Raw genomic sequence first — 19,258 nt, forward strand, 5'->3', positions numbered from 1 at the left:
CGACGGGTCAGAGGAACTTGTACATGTCCTCGGAGGCGGCCTCGGTCTCGCCGGCCGGCGGTGCCTCCACCGTGACGGGCTTGCCGAAGTCGCTCATGCGCATGTCGGTGACGAGGTCACCCAGCGTCTTCGTGGCGATCGTGTAGGAGAGTGCGGTGAGGCGGCCGTCGGCATCGAGGGTCGCTTCGAACGGGATCGCCTTCGGGTCCTTCGCCAGCTTGGCGGTCGACTCCAGGCCCGCGCGCATTCCGCCGTCCGTGTTGGCGGCCGTGGCGGCCTTCTCCAGGTCGGCGACGCCGGTGTAACGGCCACTGCCCACCTCCTGGGCGGACACGACGCCGCCGATGAGGCCGGTCTGCGCCTTCAGGTCGAAGGACTGGCGCAGCGAACTGTTCGGCCTGAGCTTGCTGAGGTCGATCTTCATCCACGGCTTCCCGCCGTCAGCGGAATCCGACTTGATGTAGGCGACGTCCCCGATGAGTCGTGCCTCGACCGGTTCCGGGGCCTTGCCGGTGACCTGGAGCGTGCGGGCGGCGGTGTCCAACTTTCCGGTGAGGGTGATCGACTGGTTGCCGGCCTTGACCGAGGCGTCCATGGTGAGCGTGCCGGCGAGGCTGCGGTCCATGCCCTGCTGGACGGCAGCGGTCGGCTCGAGTTTGGACGTTGCGGGCGCGGCGGAGGAACCTGAGGCCGCCGGGGTGCCGGAGTTGGTGCCGCAGCCGGCGACGAGGGTCGCGGCGAGGGCAATCGAAAGGGCTGGGATCAGTCGACGCATAGACGTGACCCTAACGGGCGACTGCCACCCGATTTCACGAGCGGCAGCCGCCGCGCGGCAGGTCGGGCGGCAGGGGCAGGATCAGACGGTCGTCAGTTGTTCGGCTCGGCTGAGCACCTGGTCGACGAGGCCGTACTCCCGTGCCTGCTCGGCGGTGAACCACCGGTCCCGGTCCCAGTCGCGCTGGATCTCGTCCAGCGTCCGTCCACTGTGCTGGGCGATCAGCTCCTGCATCGTCCGCTTCACGTGCAGCATGTTCTCCGCCTGGATGGTGATGTCGGAGGCGGTGCCGCCCATCCCGCCGGAGGGCTGGTGCATCATGATCCGCGAGTGCGGCAGCGCGTACCGCTTGCCCGCCGCGCCCGCGCAGAGCAGGAACTGCCCCATCGAGCCGGCGAATCCGAGCGCGAGCGTGGCCACGTCGTTGCGGACGTAGCGCATCGTGTCGTAGACCGCCATCCCCGCGCTCACCGAGCCACCCGGCGAGTTGATGTAGAGGTAGATGTCCGAGTCGGCGTCCTCGGCGGCGAGCAGCAGGATCTGCGCGCAGATCTGGTTGGCCGACTCCTCCGTCACCTCGGTGCCGAGGAAGACGATCCGCTCCCGCAGCAGCCGCTCGAACACTTGATCGCCGAAGGACGGCTGTCCGCCGTCCCGCATGTTCGCGTCGAACCAGAGCATGTGCCGCCGCCTTCCACCGTGCCGGCGGGCGGCGGGGACCGCCCGGTGGACCGGCCCCTTCAGCGTGCGGGCGACGGCGGTGGCTGGCCCAGTGATTCTGCCGCCGGCAGATCCGCCGACGGCAGAACCAGCGCGGCCTACGCGGCGGTCAGCCGCCGCAGGCCGAGCCGGGTCTGTGCGCTGTCAGCCAGGGCGGCGGTACGCGGACCGGGGCAACAGCCACCAGCGGAGGCTTTTCCGCCGACGCTGAGGGTCGGCTGGCTCGGCACCGGCCCGCAGTGCAGGACGAACCCGCTGACACGTGGACCCACCAGCAGGGTGGCGTTGCCGATCTCGCGCCGAGTCGTATCGACCCGTTCCAGGTGGGTGAGCGCGGCGCGCGGCGCGGCCGGGAGGCGGGGCTCGACCCTGCGCATGTCGTCGCGGGCCTCGCCGAGCAGGTCGGCGAGGCTGATGCCGAGCGCCCGGCAGATCGCCGCCAACACCTCCGACGAGGCCTCCTTGCGGCCCCGCTCGACCTCCGAGAGGTAGGGCACGGAGACGTCTGCCGACGCGGCCACCTCGCGCAGCGTGCGGCCCTGACGCTGGCGGTGGCGGCGGAGCACTCCGCCGATGACTCGTCGCAGCAACGACATGCCGGCCTCACTTTCGCGGTCGTCGTCGGGAACACCCTCATCATGCCTGTCCCCGGCCGTCCGGGCCGACCCGTCCCGGGCCCGCGCCGCTCGTTCGGCGCGGGCCCGGGGCTCTCACCGGTACAGGTGGGTGTGCCAGGTTGCCGGATCGGGGACCAGCGTGACCGCCGGGAAGAAGGCCCGGGTGCCGCCGCCGGGGAGCAGAGCGCTGTCGTCGATCGTCACGTTTGCCCCGTTGACGTCGTAGACGGTCAGCGACTCGTTGCCCTTCTCGCCACCGAACCGCGCCGGGTGCCCGTCGACCGTGGTGTTCGGGTCGACGTACGCCTTGTCGGCGGGGTCGGTGACGTTGCGGTAGCGGGAGACGCCAACGGTCAGCGTCCGGGCCCGCTGCCGGCCGGGATCGGTGCCTGGCTCCGCGGTCCAGGTCATCCCGGCGTACCAGGTCAGAGGTTCATCCAGGGACTCGGACACGTCGACCTGGATCAGCCCCAGGTTGGCCGGCACGCCTGTCACCGCCGCCGGCATCGGGACGATGCCCGTGTCGAAGCGCAGCGTACGGGCCACCCGCACCGCAGCGTCCCGTGCATCTGGTCCCACCCCGAACACGCGGACCTGCACCCAGCCCTTCGGGGCGTACTCCCAGCGCAGGATCGCCTCGGGCTTCTCGGCGCCCGAGTAGCTGGTGAAGACGCTCGGCCCACCGTTCAGCTCGGGGCCGGCCTCGGTGGCACCGGCCAGGGCGAACTCCCCGTTGTCCCGCTGGGGCGCCGGCGGTTGCACGCCCTTCGGGAGAAGCGAGACCGCCACGAACTGCCGCTGGTCGTCGGTGCGGCCGTTGGACGCGCCGAGGTGGACACCGGGACCGGAGAGCAGCAGGCCGGCCTGGTACTGGAGATTGCGCAACCCGTCCGGCAGCCAGCCGAACCGGACGTACACCCGCTGTGGGTCGACCGTGGTGAGCGCGACCGGCAGGCCGGTCTCGCCGCCGGCGGGCGCCGTGCCGAACGGGGTGGGGGTCGGCGCCCGGTCCGGGGCCAGCAGGTCGGGAACGGTGAGGCCGCCGACGGTCAGGGCCGCCGCCAGCAGCGCGGCTCCGGCCCCCTGGGCGAGGCGGCGTTGCCGCCGCGCGGTGGTCATCGCCCGGTCCACGTCGAGCAGGGTGGAGGGCCGCTCCGCCGATTCGATCTCGGTCAGCATCAGGTCGCCGATCTGGCGTTCGTCAAGCATCGTCGCTCCTCTCAGTTGCCGGTCAGGCTGGGGGTGAGCAGGGTGCGCAGGGTGGCCAGGCCCTTGGCGGTCTGGCTCTTGACGGTCCCGGTCGAGCAGCCCATCGCCTGGGCGGTCTCCTCGACGCTGAGGTCCTGGAAGTACCGCAGGACCAGCGCCGCACGTTGGCGCGGCGGCACCTGACGCAGCGCCCCGACCAGGGTGATCCGGTCGGTCGGGTCGGTCGCGGGCGTCGACACGTCGGGCAGTGCGGTGCCGAGCCGGACCCGCGCCCAGCGCAACCGCCGCTCGTCGATCAGCCGCCGCAGCAGCATGGTGCGTACGAGTGCATCCAGGTGGTCGGCCTGCCGGACTCGTGCCCAGTTTCGGTACAGCTCGGTGAGTACGCGTTGCAGGATGTCGTCGCCCCGGTCCCAGTCCCCGCACATCAGGTAGGCGGTGCGTCGCCACTGGAGCATCCGGGATCGGACGTACTCGGTGTATTCATCGTCGGCCTCGGCTCGTCGTCTGCCGCTCGTCGTCACGAGGGTCGCGCCCCCTCCGTCTGCCGGCCCGTACCGGTTCGTTGTTGTCGTCCAGTAGTCGGGTGCGAGACCGCTGTCGGTTGTCCGTGAGCGACCCGGGCGTGCGATTCCCGGCGTACCCGCTATGTTGTGGGCGTGCAGGCGACGGCGGGGGAGCAGGTTCGACGGTGATCCATTTCCCCGCACAGCGTCGGGGCCCACTGAGCGCGCTGAGCCTACGGCTCGCCGCTGCCCTGGGCCTGGTCTTCGCCGTGGTCGCCGCGGTCTACCTGGGCCGGGACGGCTACCGCGATGTCAACGAGGACGGCCTCACCCTGCTCGACTGCTTCTACTACGCGGTCGTGTCGCTCTCGACCACCGGCTACGGGGACATCACGCCGGCCTCGCCGTCGGCCCGGCTGGTCAACGTCCTCTTCATCACGCCGGCCCGAGTGATCTTCCTGATCATCCTGGTCGGCACCACCCTGGAAGTCTTGACCGAGCAGTACCGGACCGGCCGTCGCCTGTCGCGGTGGAGGAGAGCCGTGAAGGACCACGTCATCATCTGCGGCTACGGCACCAAGGGGCGCAGTGCGGTCTCCGCCCTGATGGAGAACGGTCTGGACCGTTCTCGGATCGTGGTGGTGGAGCGCAGCGCCACCGCGCTGCGGCAGGCCACCTCCGCCGGGCTGGTGGCGATCGAGGGTTCGGCGACCCGGTCGTCGGTGCTGAACGAGGCGCACGTCAAGAGTGCCAAGGCCGTGATCATCGCGACCGACAGCGACGATGCCTCGGTCCTGGTCGCGCTGACGGTCCGGCAGCTCACCGCCGGCCAGGTCCGGATCATCGCGGCGGCGCGGGAGGCGGAGAACGCCCCGCTGCTCAAGCAGAGCGGCGCGCACCACGTGATCGTCTCCTCGGCGACCGCGGGCCGGCTGCTCGGTCTGTCCACCTCGGCTCCGCCGCTGATCGACGTGGTGGAGGACCTGCTCACTCCGGGGCAGGGCATGGCGTTGGCGATGCGCTCGGCGGAGCGGGACGAGGTGGGCCGCTCACCGCGTGAGCTGGACTCCCTGGTGATCGCCCTGGTGCGGCGGGGCAAGGTGGTCACCCTGGCCGACCGGGCCGGTGCGGTGATCGAGACCGGCGACATGCTGGTGCACGTACGCGACGACCGCCCCCAGTCGGCCACGACCGTCTGACGGTTCCACCGCGTGTGACCTGACCGCTCTGCCGTCAGGGTGGCCTCGGCGGCCTGTCGTCAGAGCGGGTCGTCCCCGGCGCAGATCGCCTCGGTGCAGTTGACCGCTGTGCCGGCGGAGGCCCGGCTGAGCAGCTCGTAGAGCGTCTCCCGCTCGTCGGGGCCCAGCGCTCCCAGCACCTCGTTCTCCGCGCCGGCGAGAGCGCATTCCGCCTCGCTGAGGCGTTTTGCCCCGCTTTCGGTGAGTTCGACGACGTGTCGCCGGCGGTCCTCGGGTGAGCGCCGACGCTCGATCAGCTGCTTGGCCTCCAGGTCGTTGAGCAGCCCGACGATGTTGGTGCTGTCCATTTCCAGGATGGTGGCGAGCGCCTGTTGGCCGGTGCCGCCGCCGGCGCGCAGCACGGTGAGCGCGACCAGGTGCCGGGGTCGCAGGCCCAGCGGCGCCAGCACCGACTCCGAGCGCAGTCGCATCCGCCGGGCCAGATGGTCCAGGAGTGCGCCCGAGCGGTGCTCTGCGGAGTCGAGCGGCTGCGCGGACATGTGACCCAGTCTACCGACTCAGCGGAACATCGGCCTGCTATAAATAGTTGGTGCTGCACAGACGATCCTTGGAGGAGGAATAATGCATCTGCTGCATATCGACTCGAGTATTCGGGGTGACTGGTCGGTCAGTCGGAGGCTCACCGCCCGCGCCGTCGCCACCTGGCGTGCGGCTCACCCAGACGGCACGGTGGCCTACCGAGATCTGGGCGCCGAGCCGCTGCCGCACCTGGACGCGGAGGGCGGCCTGGCTCGGATGACGCCACCGGATCAGCACACCCCGGCGCAGCGCGAATCCTGGGAGTTGAGCGAGCGGCTGGTCGACGAGGTGAAGCAGGCCGACGTGGTGCTGCTCGGGCTGCCGCTCTACAACTTCGGTGCGCCCAGCAGCGTCAAGTCCTGGGTCGACCACCTGATCGTTCCCGGGCTGGCGTACGACCCGACGACGCAGGAGGGAATGCTCGGCGGCCGTGAGTTCGTGGTGCTGGCCACCCGCGGCGGCGGCTACGGCGAGGGCACCCCTCGCTACGGCTGGGACCACGCCGAGCCGTGGCTCCCGCACGGTCTCTCGATGACCGGCATGCAGCCGCGCTTCATCAGCGCCGAGCTGACCCTGGCGCCGTCGGTGCCGGCGATGGCCGAGCTGGTCCCGCTGCACGAGGCGAGCCTCGCGGCGGCCGAGAAGGAGATCGACAACCTCTGGACGCCGGCCTCCGCCCTGCGCTGAGCCAGCACCGGCACGAACGAGAGCGGCCGCCCCCGATCCCGGGGACGGCCGCTCTCGTCAGATACGACGGTTCAGAGGATCGTCCAGGTGTCGCCGCTGCCCAGCAGGCCGGCGAGCTGCTGCTCGGGCGTCTCGGTGACCGTCGCCTTGGCGGCCGCGAGCTGACCCTGCACCACGCTGTCGTAGGACGGCCGGTCCACCGAGCGGAAGACTCCGATCGGGGTGTTGCGCAGGTCCAGGCCGGGCAACCGGGAGAGCGCGAACGCGTACGCCGGGTCGGTGACCGTCGCGTCGTGCACGACGATCTCCTCCGGGCTGACGGAGCTGGTCTCCCGGACCTCCAGGCCGAAGCCGCCCGGTGGGTGCACCACGCAGAACTGCCCATCGGCACCGAAGGTGATCGGCTGCCCGTGCTCCAGGCGGATCAGGTAGTCGTCCCGGGTGGACGGGTCCTTGAGCTGTTCGAACGCCCCGTCGTTGAAGATGTTGCAGTTCTGGTAGATCTCCACGAACGCCGAACCCTCGTGCTCGGCGGCGGCCCGCAGCACCGACTGCAGGTGCTTACGGTCGGAGTCGATGGTCCGGCCGACGAAGCTGGCCTCCGCGCCGAGCGCGAGCGAGAGCGGGTTGAACGGGGCGTCCGCCGAGCCGGCCGGGGTCGACTTGGTGATCTTGCCGACCTCGGAGGTGGGAGAATACTGACCCTTGGTCAGGCCGTAGATCCGGTTGTTGAACAGCAGGATCTTGAGGTTGACGTTGCGCCGCAGGGCGTGGATCAGGTGGTTGCCACCGATGGAGAGCGCGTCGCCGTCACCGGTGACCACCCAGACCGACAGGTCCGGCCGGGACACCGACAGGCCGGTCGCGATCGCCGGGGCCCGACCGTGGATCGAGTGCATCCCGTACGTGTTCATGTAGTACGGGAAGCGGGACGAGCAACCGATCCCGGAGACGAAGACGGTGCGCTCCCGGGGGATGTTCAGCTCCGGCATGAACTGCTGGATGGCCGCCAGGATCGCGTAGTCACCGCAGCCGGGGCACCAGCGCACCTCCTGGTCGGACTTGAAGTCCTTGGCGGTGAGCTTGAGGGCGACGGGCTCAGACATTCTTCAGGACCTCTTCCAGCGTCGTCTCCAGCTCGGCGGCCGTGAACGGAAGACCGCGGACCTGGTTGTAGCTGATCGCGTCGACCAGGTAGCGGGCCCGGATGACGTGGGCGAGCTGACCCAGGTTCATCTCCGGGATGACCACCTTGTCGTACGAGCGCAGCACCTCACCGAGGTTGGCCGGCATCGGGGCCAGGTGCCGCAGGTGTGCCTGGGCGACGGACAGCCCGCGCTGGCGCAGTCCGCGGCAGGCGGCGCCGATCGGCCCGTACGTCGAGCCCCAGCCGAGGACCAGCACCCGGGCGTCGCCGTCCGGGTCCTCCACCTCGATGTCCGGCACCGGGATCGTCTCGATCCGGGCGGCCCGGGTCCGCACCATGAAGTCGTGGTTGGCCGGGTCGTAGGAGATGTCGCCGGTCTTGTCGGCCTTCTCCAGGCCGCCGATCCGGTGCTCCAGACCCGCCGTGCCGGGGATCGCCCACGGCCGGGCCAGGGTCTCCGGGTCACGCAGGTACGGCAGGAAGGTGGTGCCGTCCTCGCCGTTGGGCTTGGTGGCGAACTCGACCCGCAGGTCGGGGAGCGACTCCACGTCGGGCAGCAGCCACGGCTCCGAGCCGTTGGCGACGTAGTTGTCGGACAGCAGGATCACCGGGGTGCGGTAGGTCAGCGCGATCCGGGCCGCCTCCAGCGCCGCGAAGAAGCAGTCCGACGGTGAGCGGGGCGCGATCACCGCGACCGGCGCCTCGCCGTGCCGACCGTAGAGCGCCATGTTGAGGTCGGCCTGCTCGGTCTTGGTCGGCATGCCGGTCGACGGGCCGGCGCGCTGCACGTCCACGATCACCAGCGGCAGCTCCAGCGCGACGGCCAGCGAGATCGTCTCGCTCTTGAGCGCCACGCCCGGACCACTGGTGGTGGTCACACCGAGCGAACCGCCGTACGACGCGCCCAGCGCGGCACCGACCGCGGCGATCTCGTCCTCGGCCTGCACGGTGAGAACGCCGAAACGCTTGTGCTTGCTCAGCTCGTGCAGGATGTCCGAGGCGGGCGTGATCGGGTACGCGCCGAGGAAGACCGGCAGCCCGGAACGGACCCCGGCGGCGACCAGCCCCAGCGACAGCGCCGCGTTGCCGGTGATGTTTCGATAGGTGCCCGGCTTCATCTTCGCCGGCTTGACCTCGTAGCGGACCGCGAAGTCCTCGGTGGTCTCGCCGAAGTTCCAGCCGGCCTTGAAGGCGGCGACGTTCGCCGCGACCAGCTCCGGGCGGGACGCGAACTTGCGCTCCAGGAAGCGCAGCGTCGACTCGTAGGGCCGGGAGTACATCCAGGAGAGCAACCCGAGGGCGAACATGTTCTTCGACCGCTCGGCGTCCTTCTTGGACACCTCGAACGCGGCGAGCGCACCGACCGTCATCGAGGTCAGCGCGACCGGGTGCACGACGTAGCCGGCCAGCGACTCGTCGTCCAGCGGGCTGGTCTGGTAGCCGACCTTGGCGAGGTTGCGCTTGGTGAACTCGTCGGTGTTGACGATGATGTCCGCGCCGCGCGGCAGGTCGGCCAGGTTGGCCTTGAGGGCCGCCGGGTTCATCGCCACCAGCACGTTGGGCGCGTCGCCCGGGGTGAGGATGTCGTAGTCGGCGAAGTGCACCTGGAAGCTCGACACGCCGGGCAGGGTGCCGGCGGGGGCTCGGATCTCGGCGGGGAAGTTTGGCAGCGTGGAGATGTCGTTGCCGAGCTGCGCCGTCTCCGAGGTGAACCGGTCGCCGGTCAACTGCATGCCGTCGCCGGAGTCGCCGGCGAACCGGATGACCACCCGGTCGAGTTGACGGATCTGCTTGGTCACTGTGCCACCTTCGTTCGCGACTGCGGGGCTCTCGCCTTGCCCGGCCACGGAACCTCCTCGACGCAACGTCTCACCGCACCGCCCAGGCTGGTCCGGCCGCTGTCGTACCTCACCTGAGAGCCTACGTCTAAGGGAGCCCTAACCATCCCCGGAGGTCCGCCGACTGGGACCCCTAACGGCTGCGGACTGCCCCGGTTTGCGGCGTTACGCCCCGCCCGCCGTAATTCAGATCACGACCGGATCACCACGGCGACCCCGACCGGGTGCGGCGGGGTCGCCGAGCGATCAGTCGACCGGGTTGGGCGCGGGCCCGGGTGCCGGGCCGTTGAGGCGGCGGCGCAGCGAGATCGTGGCCAGGGTGAGGGCGAGCACCACCAGCAGCGCGGAGACCGCGATCAGGATGATCGCGGTGCGCCGCACCGAGGTCATCCCGCCGTCGTCGCCGGCAGCACCCCCGGGGAGTACGCCCTGGGAGCCGGTCGGCGCGGGCGGCGAGACCACCGGCGTGGCCAGAGCGGCCGCAGCGGTGATCCGGAAGCTCATCTGCACCTGGCGGGTCGCGCCGCTGCGCGGGTCGAGTAGACCGATCACGGCCCCGGACAACGGCGCTTCCCGTTGCGCCTCCGGCGTCGCCTCCACCGGCAACCGCAGCTCAGCGGTCCTGCCCGCCGCCACCACGCCCGCGTCGCAGCGGGTCCGGGTCGGGTCGACCGCCACGCAGCCGGCCGGTGGAGTCGGAACGGTCACCCCGGCCGGCAGGACGACCTCCACCCGCCCGGCGGCGTCCACCGAGCCGGTGTTGCCCAGCCGGAGCGCGAGGATGCTGGCGGTGCCGCTGATGTCGAACGCCACCTCGTCGGCGGCGAGAGCGATCCCGGGCACCGGCGGACCGGGCGGGAAGAGCACCGCGAAGCCCTGGTCGTCGGACGCCTCCCCGGGCACTCCCGGCGCCTCGGCGACGACCTGGACGGAGCCGGCGAGCGGCATCTGCCTCCAGGCGTCGCCGTCGACCCGCAGGCGGAGCAGCGCGCTGAAGCGCGCGCCCGCCTCGGCCGTCCAGGCCCCACAGCGGTACGTGTCGGCACCGGCGGCGGTGCAGCCCTTCGTCCCGGCGTCGGACAGCCCGGCCGGCAGCTTGTACGAGAGGCGGATCCGCTGCAAGGTCGTGCCGGTGTTGTGGACGGTGACCTGCAACGTGGTGGCCGTGCTTGCCGTGTTCCAGTACGCCTCGCCGAGGGTGACGTCGTGGGTGGTGACCTGGACGCCCAGTGGGCTCGGCGGCGGCACCGGACCGGACGCGGGTGGGCGGACCGGCGGCACCGGGGGTGTCGGCGGAACGGGAGGCGCCGCCGTGGGCTGCCCGCCCGGCGCGGGTGCGGTGATGGTCGGCGCTGGCGGCACGTCCGGAGCGGTGGTCACCGGTGCCGGCGGGGTCGTCTCCGGCGCGGGAGCGGTGGTCTCCGGCGCCGGATCGGTGGGCGCCGGATCGGTCGGCCCTTCGGTCGGGGGCGGCTCCTCCGACGTGGTGGCCTCGGGTTCGCTGACCGGATCGGTGACCACCACCACCGGGTCCGGGTCGGGCGTCGCCGCGCTGGCCCAGGTCGGTCCCACGGCGAGCACCGCGAGCAGGCCGAGCGTGAGCGCGGTCGCCAGCCGGGGCGCGGAACGACGCCGCTCGGCCCGGAGACCGGGCGATGCCTTCGGGCGGGCCATCTGTCCTCCGGTGCCATGGGTGGGGATCCAGTATTCGGTAACAGTTGCCTTGGTGCACTAGTCCCGACTGGAAACAAATCCGTAACGTGTTCGGGACGGCGCTTCCGACCGGGCGGTAGGCTGCCGAACTGTGACCGGATACCTGGGCTCGTACGCGACGCTCGGGCTCTTGCTGCTCGCCAGCGTCCTGTTCTTCGTTACGGCGTTCTCGGCCAACCGGGTGTTACGTCCGGCCCGTCCGGCCGATCCGCCCGGCAAGCGGGCCAGCTACGAGTGCGGGCTCGACCCGGTCGGTGCGGACTGGGCGCAGATGCAGATCCGCTACTACGTCTACGCCTACCTGTACGTCCTGTTCGCGGTCGAGGCGGTGTTCCTCTTCCCCTGGGCGGTGGTCTTCGACCGGCCGGGCTTCGGTCTGGTGACGGTGGTGGAGATGGCGGTGTTCGTGGCGGTGCTCGCGCTCGGCATCCTCTATGCCTGGCGCAGGAACATCCTGCGCTGGACCTGAGCGTCGCGACCTCCGGCGATCGTGCCGGTCGACCCGGCCGTTCGCGGTCGGTTACGGCGACGACCGGTCAGGCCAGGCCCCGGCGAGTCGCTGCCGGCCGGCGGTCACCCCGGATCGAGGCCACCATGTCCAGCACCCGACGGGTCGGGCCGACCTGGTGGGCCCGGAAGACCCGGGCGCCCAGCCAGGCCGACACCGCCGTCGCGGCGAGCGTCCCCTCCAGGCGTTCGGCTACCGGCAGATCCAGCGTCTCACCGACGAAGTCCTTGTTGGAGAGCGCCACCAGCACCGGCCAGCCGGTCGTGGTCAGCTCGTCCAGTCGACGGGTGATCTCCAGGGAGTGCCGGGTGTTCTTGCCGAAGTCGTGAGCCGGGTCGATGAGGATTCCGTCGGGGCGTACCCCTTCCGCGACCGCGCGCTCGGCGAGCCCGGTCACCGTCGTCACCACGTCGGCGACCACGTCGTCGAAGGCGGCCCGGTGCGGTCTGGTCCGGGGGACCAGACCGCCGGCGTGCGAGCAGACCAGCCCCGCGCCGGTCTGCGCGGCCACCCGGGCCAGCGTCGGGTCGGCACCCGACCAGGTGTCGTTGAGCAGGTCGGCGCCGGCGGCCACGGCCTCCGTCGCCACCTCGGCGCGCCAGGTGTCGATGGAGATCACCACCTCCGGAAAGGCGGCCCGGACCGCGGCGATCGTGTCCACCGTGCGCCGGATCTCCTCGGCGACGTCCACGTCCAGGCCCGGGCCGGCCTTGACGCCACCGATGTCGAGGATGGCCGCGCCCTCGTCCACCGCCCGCTCGACCGCGCGCAGCGCGTTGTCGGCGGCGAAGGTGGCCCCTCGGTCGAAGAACGAGTCCGGCGTGCGGTTGATGATCGCCATGACCACCAGCTCGCCGGGGGCGAACGTGCGCCCACCCAGCCGAAGCGCCCCCGCCATGCCCGCCTCCTGAGAGTCCGCGCCGTCGCCGCGGCGGCCGAACCCGACGCTAGTCGGTCGTCGGAGGGCAACTGTGGGCGGGCGTCCGCACAGATCATGATCGGGACGGGTGGCGGGGTCGCTCCTGGCCCGCTGCCATGCCACGATCAGTACATGGGTCAGCTTCTGCTCCTCCTGGTCGTGGCATTGACCGTCGCGGCGGTGGTATTCGGCGTGACGGTGCTGGTCAGTGGCCGTGATCCCGGCCTGGTGGCCGCCGAGCCGGATTCGCAGGCCGTGGCGTTGCCCGACACCCGACCACTGCGCGAATCCGACGTGGGGGCGGTCCGTTTCGACACCGGGTTGCGCGGGTACCGGATGGATCAGGTCGATCAGGCGATGCGGCGTGCCGCCTACGACATCGGCTACAAGTCGGAGCTGATCGGCGTGCTGGAAGCGGAGGTCATCGCCTTGCGTGAGGGGCGCACCGACGACGCGGACGCGCTGCGTCAGGCCCGCGAGCAGTCCACCAGCAAGGTGGCGACCGCGGACGTGGCAAACCCGGGCGGGGATGTGCCGCTGGACGGGGACGCCGGCTCCGGCTCGGCGCCCGTCGGCTCGGCCGGTGCGGCAGAGCTGCCGGCCGCCACCTCGTCCCCGGCGGATTCCGACGGGGTCGCACCGTCCGTGGCGCCGGCGGGCGACGAGCCGGCGGATCGTGAGCAGACCGACGGCGCGCCCGCCGACGGCGCCGGGCAGCGCGACACGGTGGTCCGGTCGGAGACGGCGTGACCGACCCCGGAGGCGTCGACGACCTTCGGGAGGCAGCCCAACCCGGTGCCGGTGAGGTGACCGCCACGGTGATCGTCGACGCCCCGGCGGAGCAGGTCTTCGCCGCGCTGCTCGCCTGGGAACGTCAGTCCGACTGGATCCCGTTCACCCGCGTGCGGGTGGTCGAGGGCGACGGGCGCGAGGGCAGCCGGATCGAGGCGGTGACCGCGCTCGGCCGGGCCACGCTGCGCGACGAGATGCGGGTGGTCCGGGTCGACGAGCCGTACGAGATCGGCGTGGTGCACCACGGTCAGTTGCTGCGCGGCCCAGGGGTGCTGCGCTGCACCCAGCTGGGTCGGGCCCGCACCCAGGTGGTCTGGCACGAGTGGTTCCACCTGCCGGGCGGTCGGGCCGGTCGGGTGGCCTGGCCGCTGCTCTGGCCCGGCTCCAAGATCGGCCTCACCCAGTCGCTGAAGAGGTTCGCCCGTCTGGTCGAGCAGGGCCGGCTGCCCTGACCGCACCCGGTGCCGGCTGCCAGCCCGGCGCTCGGAACAGATACCCCGCCCGATGGCGCCAGGTCACCGCAGCCCGGAGGTCCCGGGCGATCGAGGCGTACTCGTGGAAGGCCACCCGGACCGGGTTGTAGCTGCCCACGTTCTTGGTGAGGCCGTACACGCAGCGCTCCCGCTCCGGCGCGAACGAGCCGAAGAGCCGGTCCCAGACGATCAGGATGCCGCCGAAGTTGCGGTCCAGGTAACCGCCCTGCGAGGCGTGGTGCACCCGGTGGTGCGACGGGGTGTTGAACACCGCCTCGTACCAGCGCGGCATCCGGTCGATGCGTTCGGTGTGGATCCAGAACTGGTAGAGCAGGTTGACCGAGCCGCAGAACGCGACCACTGCCGGGTGCACGCCGGCCAGGATCAGCGGGATGTAGAAGACCCAACTGGTCAGCCCGGTCCACGGCTGGCGCAGTGCGGTGGAGAGGTTGAACCGCTCCGACGAGTGGTGCACCACGTGCGAGGCCCAGAGGATCCGGATCACGTGGTGGCCGCGGTGGGACCAGTAGTAGAGGAAGTCCTGCGCGAGCAGGATCAGCGGCCAGGTCCACCACACCTCGGCCACCCGCAGCGGGGTGAGCGCGTAGAGCAGCGCGTACGCGGCGGCGATCGGCACCTTCCACAGCAGGTCGGTGAAGATGCTGCCCAGACCCATCGCCAGGCTGGTCGCGGTGTCGGCGCCGCCGTAACCGACCTCGTCGTCGTCGCGGTGCAGCAGGTAGGAGACCCGTTCCAGCACGATGAGCAGTACGAAGGCCGGGATCGACCAGGCGATGACGTCCGGGAACTCCTTCATCGCGCGGCCTCCGCTCGCCGTCGCCGGCCGGGGCACACCGCTGGGTGACCCCGACTTACCGGTCGGTAACAAGCACCATAGGCAGCCGAGCGACCGGTGGCAATGGGGTGTCGGTGCGATGCCCTAGCGTGTACGAGGTGACGGACCTGGTGATCGGTGCCGACGGGCTGGCTCGCTGCGCGTGGGGGTCGAGCACCCCCGACTACGCGGTCTACCACGACACGGAGTGGGGGCGGCCGCTGCACGGCGACGACGCGCTCTACGAGCGGATGACGCTGGAGGCGTTCCAGTCCGGGTTGTCCTGGTTGACCATCCTGCGTAAACGCCCGGCGTTCCGGCTGGCCTTCGACGAGTTCCACATCCCGACCGTCGCCGGATACGACGAGTCCGACGTGACCCGGCTGCTCGCCGACGCGGGCATCGTCCGCAACCGGGCCAAGATCGAGGCGGCGATCGCCAACGCCCGTGCCGCGCTGGAGCTGCCGGAGGGGTTGTCCACGCTGCTCTGGTCCTTCGCGCCGGAGCGCCGGCCGGCCCGTCCCGCCTCGTTCGCCGAGCTCGCGCCGATCACCGCCGAGTCGACGGCGATGGCCAAGGCCCTCAAGAAGCGCGGCTTCCGGTTCGTCGGGCCGACCACCGCGTACGCGCTGATGCAGGCCACCGGCATGGTCGACGATCACATCGTCGGCTGTCACGTCACCCTCCCACCGGCGACATGATGGGATGGCAGGCATGACGACCGAGACCGCGTACCGGGCCGGCGGACCCGGCCGAGCCGACGGGGTGGGCACCTGGGCCGTGCTCCTGCCAGCCGAGCGGTACGAAGCCGAGCGGCTGGTGCACCACGACACGTTGGAGCTGAGCGGTCTGCCCGACGTCGCCGGGCCGGGCCCGGGAGACCAGGTGGCGGTGCTGGTCGACGCGCCACCGCGGCTGGTGGCGCTCGGCCGGGTCGCCGCGGCGGGTCCACGTCACCAGGAGGACCCGGACGACCCGCAGTCCGAGGTCGAGGCGGGGGCGCTCGTCGTGGCGTACACCCGTCGGGCCTTCGACGAGCCGGTGCCGGCCGACCTGCTGACGCTCGACGGGCCGGTCAGCGCGCTGGAGCCGGCGGCCTTCCGGGCGCTGGCCGACCAACTCGGGCCGCCACCGGCACGGCGTACCTGGCTGGTCAGCCTCGACCTGCCGATCGAGGCCGGCACACCGGCCGAGGCGGTCCGCCTGTTCTGGTCCTACGTGCAGGAGCTGGGCCCGCGTGAGCTGCCCGCCTTCGTGTCACCGGCCGGCGACGAGCTGGCCATGCAGGCGTTCGTGCTGGGCGCGGAGGCCAACCAGGACCCGGAAGAGGACGACTAGAACAGCTTGTCCAGCCGTCCCCGCCAGTCGGCGAGGACCGGGCCCGGGTCGGTGTCCAGCACGCGTTCGAGCAACGTGGCGTAGACGTCCCGGAAGTCGGTGGTGAACTTCAGGTCGCCGTCGTCGAGGTCGGTGAGGCTCGGCGGTGCCCCGTGCCAACCGCCGTGCACGCCCGCACCGAGCAGCAGCACGTCCGAGGCGGTGCCGTGGTCGGTGCCGTCGGAGGCGTTGGCTCGGACGCGGCGGCCGAACTCGGAGTAGACCGCCACCACCACCTTCCGCCCCGCCTCGGTGCGACTCATCCGGTCGGCGAACCCGGTCAACGCCCGGTCCAGCTGACCCAGCAGGACGGCTTGCAACTGTTTCTCGTCGGCGTGCGTGTCGAAGCCACCGAGCGACACCGAGAAGGCCCGGGTGGACACCCCCGCCTCGACGCACTGCGCGACCAGGTCCAGTTGAGCGTCCAGCGGTGTGCGTGCCCCGCCGGTGGCCGTGGCGGGGGCCTGCTCGCCGTCCGGGTCGGCCGTGTCGGGGTCGGCGGAGTCGCGTACCTGGCGGATCATGTCGTCCACCGACCGTAGGTCGGCGAAGCAGGAGGCGGCCCGGGCCCGCGCGGCGGATTCACCCGGCTCGGCCGCTTCGAAGGCCTTCAACGTCTCCGCCGACAGCCCCTTGGCGGCCTTGCGGTCGGTCACCGGCACTGCGGCACCGGCACTCTGCGCCCCGGCCAGCAGCGGTGGCAGCGCCGGCTCGAAGGAGACCGCCAGCCGGGGGTCGCCGCCGGCCCGGTCCAGCCAACGCCCCAGCCATCCGGTGTTGCCCGGCCGGTCCGGCTGCGCGGTGTGCCAGATGTCCATCGACCGGAAGTGGCTGCGGTCCGGCTTCGGGTAGCCGACCCCACGCACGATCGCCAGCCCACCCTTCGACCAGCGCTGGTGCAGACCCTCCAGGGCCGGGTTGAGGCCGAAGCCGTCGTCCAACCGGAGCACCTCCGAGTCCGGGTACGCCAGCTCCGGGCGGGCCGCCCGGTAGGCCGGATCGCCGTACGGGATGACCGTGTTGAGCCCGTCGTTGCCGCCGTAGAGGGTGACCAGCACCAGCGTGCGGGCCTGCGGATCGCGGTCCCCGCTGGTGTCCAACAGGTCCCGCAGGGTGTACGCGCCGGCTCCGGCGGCCAGCGCGCCCGCGCCGACCACGCCACTGGTCAGCAGGAACCTGCGTCGGGTCAGGGTGTCCATGTCGACTCCTCCGCTCAGCTGACGGTGTATTCGGGGCTGACCAGGCCGGCGGCCAGCAGCTTGCGGGGCTCGCCGGCCAGCGGCGTGAGGGCGGTGCGGGTACGCGGGCCCCAGCCGTCGACCACCAGCAGTCGGGCCAACGCGTCCGGCCGGCCGGCGGCGGGTGCGGCGGTCAGCCGGGCCAGCACCGTCGGCGCCGTGGCGGCGGCGAGCATCCCGGCCGTCCGCAACCGGGCCTGCAACGACGAGGTGGTCAGCCAGGCCGCCCCGGCCGGCCAGCCGCCCACGCTGGGCGGTCGCAGCGGCACCTGGTCCAGCGCGTTCAGACCGGTCAGCAGTTGTTTGCGTTGCTGCTCGGGCAGCGCGGAGGGCCGGATTCCGAGCTGGCGTAGCGCGCCGACCAGCCACTCCACCGGCTGCTTGACCAGCGTGCCCCGGGTCTGCGCGAAGGCCGGCGCGGAGAAGATCGCACGCAGGGTCGCCACGGTGTCCGCGCCGGCCAGACCGTCCGGTGCCGGGACGTCCGTGCCGGCGTAGCGGAACCAGAGCCGCCCGGCCACGAACGTCGCCGCCGCGGGTTGGGCGGCCAGCAGCGCGGCGTACGTCTGGGCGTCGAACCGGCGGCTCTGCCCGAGGATGGTCTTCTCGCCGGGGTCGTGTCGCTTCTCCTCGAAGCGGGCCACCCCGGTCCGCCGGTCGACCGCCCAGCCCGTCAGGGCACGCGCGCCGGCCTTCACGTCCGCCTCGGTGTAGTTGCCGATGCCGAGGGTGAACAACTCCATCAGCTCGCGGGCCAGGTTCTCGTTCGGGGCCTTGCGGGTGTTCTTCTGCCCGTCCAACCAGATGATCAGGGCGGGGTCGCGCACCATCGCGTCGACCAGCGGACCCAGCGGGCCCCGCCCGTGGCGGCGCAGAGTGTCCAACTGGCCCATCATCGTCCGTGCGGACTTGACCTTCTGAGCGCTGGTCGCCCAGTGCCCGTGCCAGAAGAGGAGCAGCTTCTCGGTCAGCCCGTCCTCGGCGGCCACCATCCGGTCCAGCCACCACCCGGTGACCTGCTGGAGCTGCTCGCGGCGCTCCGCGTTGGCCTTCTGCCGCTGTTCCCGGGTGGATTCCTTGGCCAGTGCGGCGTACGGGTCCGGGGCCAGCGTCGGCGGCGGGGTGGCCGCCGCGCCCCGGTCGGCCCGCCCGGGGTCGAGCAGGCGGTCCAACGTCGCTGCCGGCCCGGCCCGCTCGGCCGCGTCCACCTCGTCGGCGGTCGGCCCGAAGGTGGCCCGGCGCAGCAGGTGCGCCACCGCTTCACGATCGCTCATAACGGCCGACGCTAGGCGGCCCGTGTTCGAGGACGGTAAGGGCGGCGTCCGAATCGCGTTCAGCGTCCCTCGAAGACCGGTTTCTGCTTGCCGACGAAGGCGAGCGTGGATGCCCGGTGGTCGGCGGTGGCACCACAGATCGACTGGGCCTGCGCCTCGGCCGCGAGGGCATCGGCGAGGGTGCCGGCGTCGGCAATGGAGAGCTGCCGCTTGATCGCCCCGTACGCGACGGTCGGGCCGGCGGCGAGGCGGGCGGCCAACTCCTGGGCGGCCGGCAGCACCTGCTCGTCGTCGTCGGTCAACCGGTTGAGCAGGCCCAACCGGCAGGCCTCCTCGGCACGGACCGGCTCGGCCAGCATCAGCAACTCCACCGCCTTGGCGTGGCCGACCAGTCGGGGCAACGTCCAGGAGGCACCGGTGTCGGCGGCGAGGCCGACCTTGGCGAAGGCCATCAGGAAACTGGTGGTCGGACCGCCGATACGGATGTCGGCCAGGAACGCCAGCGACGCGCCCGCCCCGGCGGCCATCCCACGGACCGCGGCGATCACCGGCTTGGGCAGGTTGGCGAGCCGGGCGGCGATCGGGTTGTAGTGCGCCCGCACGGTGCCCAGCGGGTCACTGGCGGAGCTTTCCAGGGTGGCCACGTGCTCGCGCAGGTCCTGACCGGCGCTGAACGACCCGCCGGCCCCGGCCAGGACGACCGCGCGGCAGGACCGGTCGGTCTCCAGCTCGGCGAGGGCGTCCCGCAGCGCCTCCTTGAGCGCCACGTCGAGCGCGTTCATCGCGTTCGGCCGGTTCAGCGTGAGGGTGACGACGGCGTCGGTCCGGTCGACCAGCAGCGGTTCGGTCACG

The 19,258-nt window shown here is 71.7% G+C and carries 21 protein-coding genes; 7 read left to right on the forward strand and 14 right to left on the reverse strand.

Annotated elements, in window-relative coordinates:
- Positions 1-7: 7 nt before the first annotated feature.
- The 5 genes from ABGB10_RS13450 to ABGB10_RS13470 form a co-directional block, all read right to left on the reverse strand.
- On the reverse strand, positions 8-775 hold the full coding sequence (locus ABGB10_RS13450) for a hypothetical protein (protein WP_347661219.1): 768 nt from the start codon (positions 773-775) through the stop codon (positions 8-10).
- Positions 776-856: 81 nt separating this feature from the next.
- Entirely contained in the window at positions 857-1,435 is a 579-nt protein-coding gene (locus tag ABGB10_RS13455) for an ATP-dependent Clp protease proteolytic subunit (RefSeq protein ID WP_347661453.1), read from the reverse strand.
- Between the two features lie 158 nt (positions 1,436-1,593).
- On the reverse strand, positions 1,594-2,091 hold the full coding sequence (locus ABGB10_RS13460; RefSeq protein ID WP_347661220.1) for a helix-turn-helix transcriptional regulator: 498 nt from the start codon (positions 2,089-2,091) through the stop codon (positions 1,594-1,596).
- A gap of 114 nt (positions 2,092-2,205) precedes the next feature.
- Complete coding sequence (locus ABGB10_RS13465) at positions 2,206-3,321, reverse strand: hypothetical protein (protein WP_347661221.1); 1,116 nt, start codon at positions 3,319-3,321, stop codon at positions 2,206-2,208.
- An 11-nt stretch (positions 3,322-3,332) separates the two neighbouring features.
- Positions 3,333-3,845 (reverse strand): SigE family RNA polymerase sigma factor, encoded by a 513-nt coding sequence (locus tag ABGB10_RS13470; protein WP_347661222.1) that lies wholly within the window; start codon positions 3,843-3,845, stop codon positions 3,333-3,335.
- Between the two features lie 167 nt (positions 3,846-4,012).
- Here ABGB10_RS13470 and ABGB10_RS13475 point away from each other — a divergent pair, with 167 nt between their 5' ends.
- On the forward strand, positions 4,013-5,026 hold the full coding sequence (locus ABGB10_RS13475; protein ID WP_347661223.1) for a potassium channel family protein: 1,014 nt from the start codon (positions 4,013-4,015) through the stop codon (positions 5,024-5,026).
- A gap of 59 nt (positions 5,027-5,085) precedes the next feature.
- Here the strand turns inward: ABGB10_RS13475 and ABGB10_RS13480 are convergent, their stop codons facing one another.
- On the reverse strand, positions 5,086-5,565 hold the full coding sequence (locus tag ABGB10_RS13480) for a MarR family winged helix-turn-helix transcriptional regulator (protein ID WP_347661224.1): 480 nt from the start codon (positions 5,563-5,565) through the stop codon (positions 5,086-5,088).
- An 82-nt stretch (positions 5,566-5,647) separates the two neighbouring features.
- Between ABGB10_RS13480 and ABGB10_RS13485 the strand changes: the two genes are divergently transcribed.
- Positions 5,648-6,292 carry an NAD(P)H-dependent oxidoreductase gene (locus ABGB10_RS13485; protein WP_347661225.1) on the forward strand — a complete coding sequence of 215 codons (645 nt, stop codon included), beginning with the start codon at positions 5,648-5,650 and terminating at the stop codon, positions 6,290-6,292.
- A gap of 71 nt (positions 6,293-6,363) precedes the next feature.
- Here ABGB10_RS13485 and ABGB10_RS13490 read toward each other — a convergent pair whose 3' ends face one another.
- The 3 genes from ABGB10_RS13490 to ABGB10_RS13500 form a co-directional block, all read right to left on the reverse strand.
- A complete protein-coding gene (locus ABGB10_RS13490) occupies positions 6,364-7,398 on the reverse strand; it encodes a 2-oxoacid:ferredoxin oxidoreductase subunit beta (protein WP_347661226.1) in 1,035 nt (344 codons plus the stop codon).
- On the reverse strand, positions 7,391-9,238 hold the full coding sequence (locus ABGB10_RS13495; RefSeq protein ID WP_347661227.1) for a 2-oxoacid:acceptor oxidoreductase subunit alpha: 1,848 nt from the start codon (positions 9,236-9,238) through the stop codon (positions 7,391-7,393). The genes ABGB10_RS13490 and ABGB10_RS13495 overlap by 8 nt, the downstream gene beginning before the upstream one ends.
- A gap of 285 nt (positions 9,239-9,523) precedes the next feature.
- Positions 9,524-10,951 carry a hypothetical protein gene (locus tag ABGB10_RS13500; RefSeq protein WP_347661228.1) on the reverse strand — a complete coding sequence of 476 codons (1,428 nt, stop codon included), beginning with the start codon at positions 10,949-10,951 and terminating at the stop codon, positions 9,524-9,526.
- A 130-nt stretch (positions 10,952-11,081) separates the two neighbouring features.
- Here ABGB10_RS13500 and ndhC point away from each other — a divergent pair, with 130 nt between their 5' ends.
- On the forward strand, positions 11,082-11,459 hold the full coding sequence (gene ndhC / locus ABGB10_RS13505; protein WP_088986508.1) for an NADH-quinone oxidoreductase subunit A: 378 nt from the start codon (positions 11,082-11,084) through the stop codon (positions 11,457-11,459).
- Between the two features lie 67 nt (positions 11,460-11,526).
- Here the strand turns inward: ndhC and folP are convergent, their stop codons facing one another.
- Positions 11,527-12,396, reverse strand: coding sequence for a dihydropteroate synthase (gene folP, locus ABGB10_RS13510; RefSeq protein WP_347661229.1), 870 nt, complete (start codon positions 12,394-12,396; stop codon positions 11,527-11,529).
- 153 nt (positions 12,397-12,549) lie between these two features.
- On the opposite strand from folP, the gene ABGB10_RS13515 reads away from it, so the two are divergent.
- Positions 12,550-13,167: a DivIVA domain-containing protein gene (locus ABGB10_RS13515; RefSeq protein ID WP_347661230.1), complete on the forward strand. Its 618-nt coding sequence runs from the start codon at positions 12,550-12,552 to the stop codon at positions 13,165-13,167.
- The gene (locus ABGB10_RS13520; RefSeq protein WP_347661231.1) at positions 13,164-13,661 is read left to right on the forward strand and encodes an SRPBCC family protein; all 498 of its coding nucleotides are present in this window, start codon (positions 13,164-13,166) and stop codon (positions 13,659-13,661) included. The genes ABGB10_RS13515 and ABGB10_RS13520 overlap by 4 nt, the downstream gene beginning before the upstream one ends.
- Here the strand turns inward: ABGB10_RS13520 and ABGB10_RS13525 are convergent.
- Positions 13,606-14,499: a sterol desaturase family protein gene (locus tag ABGB10_RS13525; protein WP_347661232.1), complete on the reverse strand. Its 894-nt coding sequence runs from the start codon at positions 14,497-14,499 to the stop codon at positions 13,606-13,608. The genes ABGB10_RS13520 and ABGB10_RS13525 overlap by 56 nt on opposite strands.
- A gap of 137 nt (positions 14,500-14,636) precedes the next feature.
- On the opposite strand from ABGB10_RS13525, the gene ABGB10_RS13530 reads away from it, so the two are divergent.
- Both ABGB10_RS13530 and ABGB10_RS13535 read left to right on the forward strand, forming a co-directional pair.
- Positions 14,637-15,218 (forward strand): DNA-3-methyladenine glycosylase I, encoded by a 582-nt coding sequence (locus ABGB10_RS13530; protein ID WP_347661233.1) that lies wholly within the window; start codon positions 14,637-14,639, stop codon positions 15,216-15,218.
- A 13-nt stretch (positions 15,219-15,231) separates the two neighbouring features.
- Entirely contained in the window at positions 15,232-15,855 is a 624-nt protein-coding gene (locus tag ABGB10_RS13535; protein WP_347661234.1) for a hypothetical protein, read from the forward strand.
- On the opposite strand, the gene ABGB10_RS13540 is transcribed toward ABGB10_RS13535, so the two are convergent.
- The 3 genes from ABGB10_RS13540 to ABGB10_RS13550 are packed head-to-tail and all read right to left on the reverse strand — an operon-like array spanning position 15,852 to position 19,257.
- A complete protein-coding gene (locus ABGB10_RS13540; RefSeq protein ID WP_347661235.1) occupies positions 15,852-17,093 on the reverse strand; it encodes a DUF1501 domain-containing protein in 1,242 nt (413 codons plus the stop codon). The two genes, ABGB10_RS13535 and ABGB10_RS13540, sit on opposite strands and share 4 nt — an antisense overlap.
- 14 nt (positions 17,094-17,107) lie before the next feature.
- Positions 17,108-18,406, reverse strand: a complete 1,299-nt coding sequence (locus tag ABGB10_RS13545; RefSeq protein WP_347661236.1) for a DUF1800 domain-containing protein — start codon at positions 18,404-18,406, stop codon at positions 17,108-17,110.
- Between the two features lie 59 nt (positions 18,407-18,465).
- The gene (locus tag ABGB10_RS13550) at positions 18,466-19,257 is read right to left on the reverse strand and encodes an enoyl-CoA hydratase-related protein (protein ID WP_347661237.1); all 792 of its coding nucleotides are present in this window, start codon (positions 19,255-19,257) and stop codon (positions 18,466-18,468) included.
- Between the last annotated feature and the right edge of the window lies 1 nt (position 19,258).

The sequence above is a fragment of the Micromonospora sp. B9E7 genome, from assembly GCF_039871815.1.
In the GTDB taxonomy this organism is placed as follows: Bacteria; Actinomycetota; Actinomycetes; order Mycobacteriales; family Micromonosporaceae; genus Micromonospora.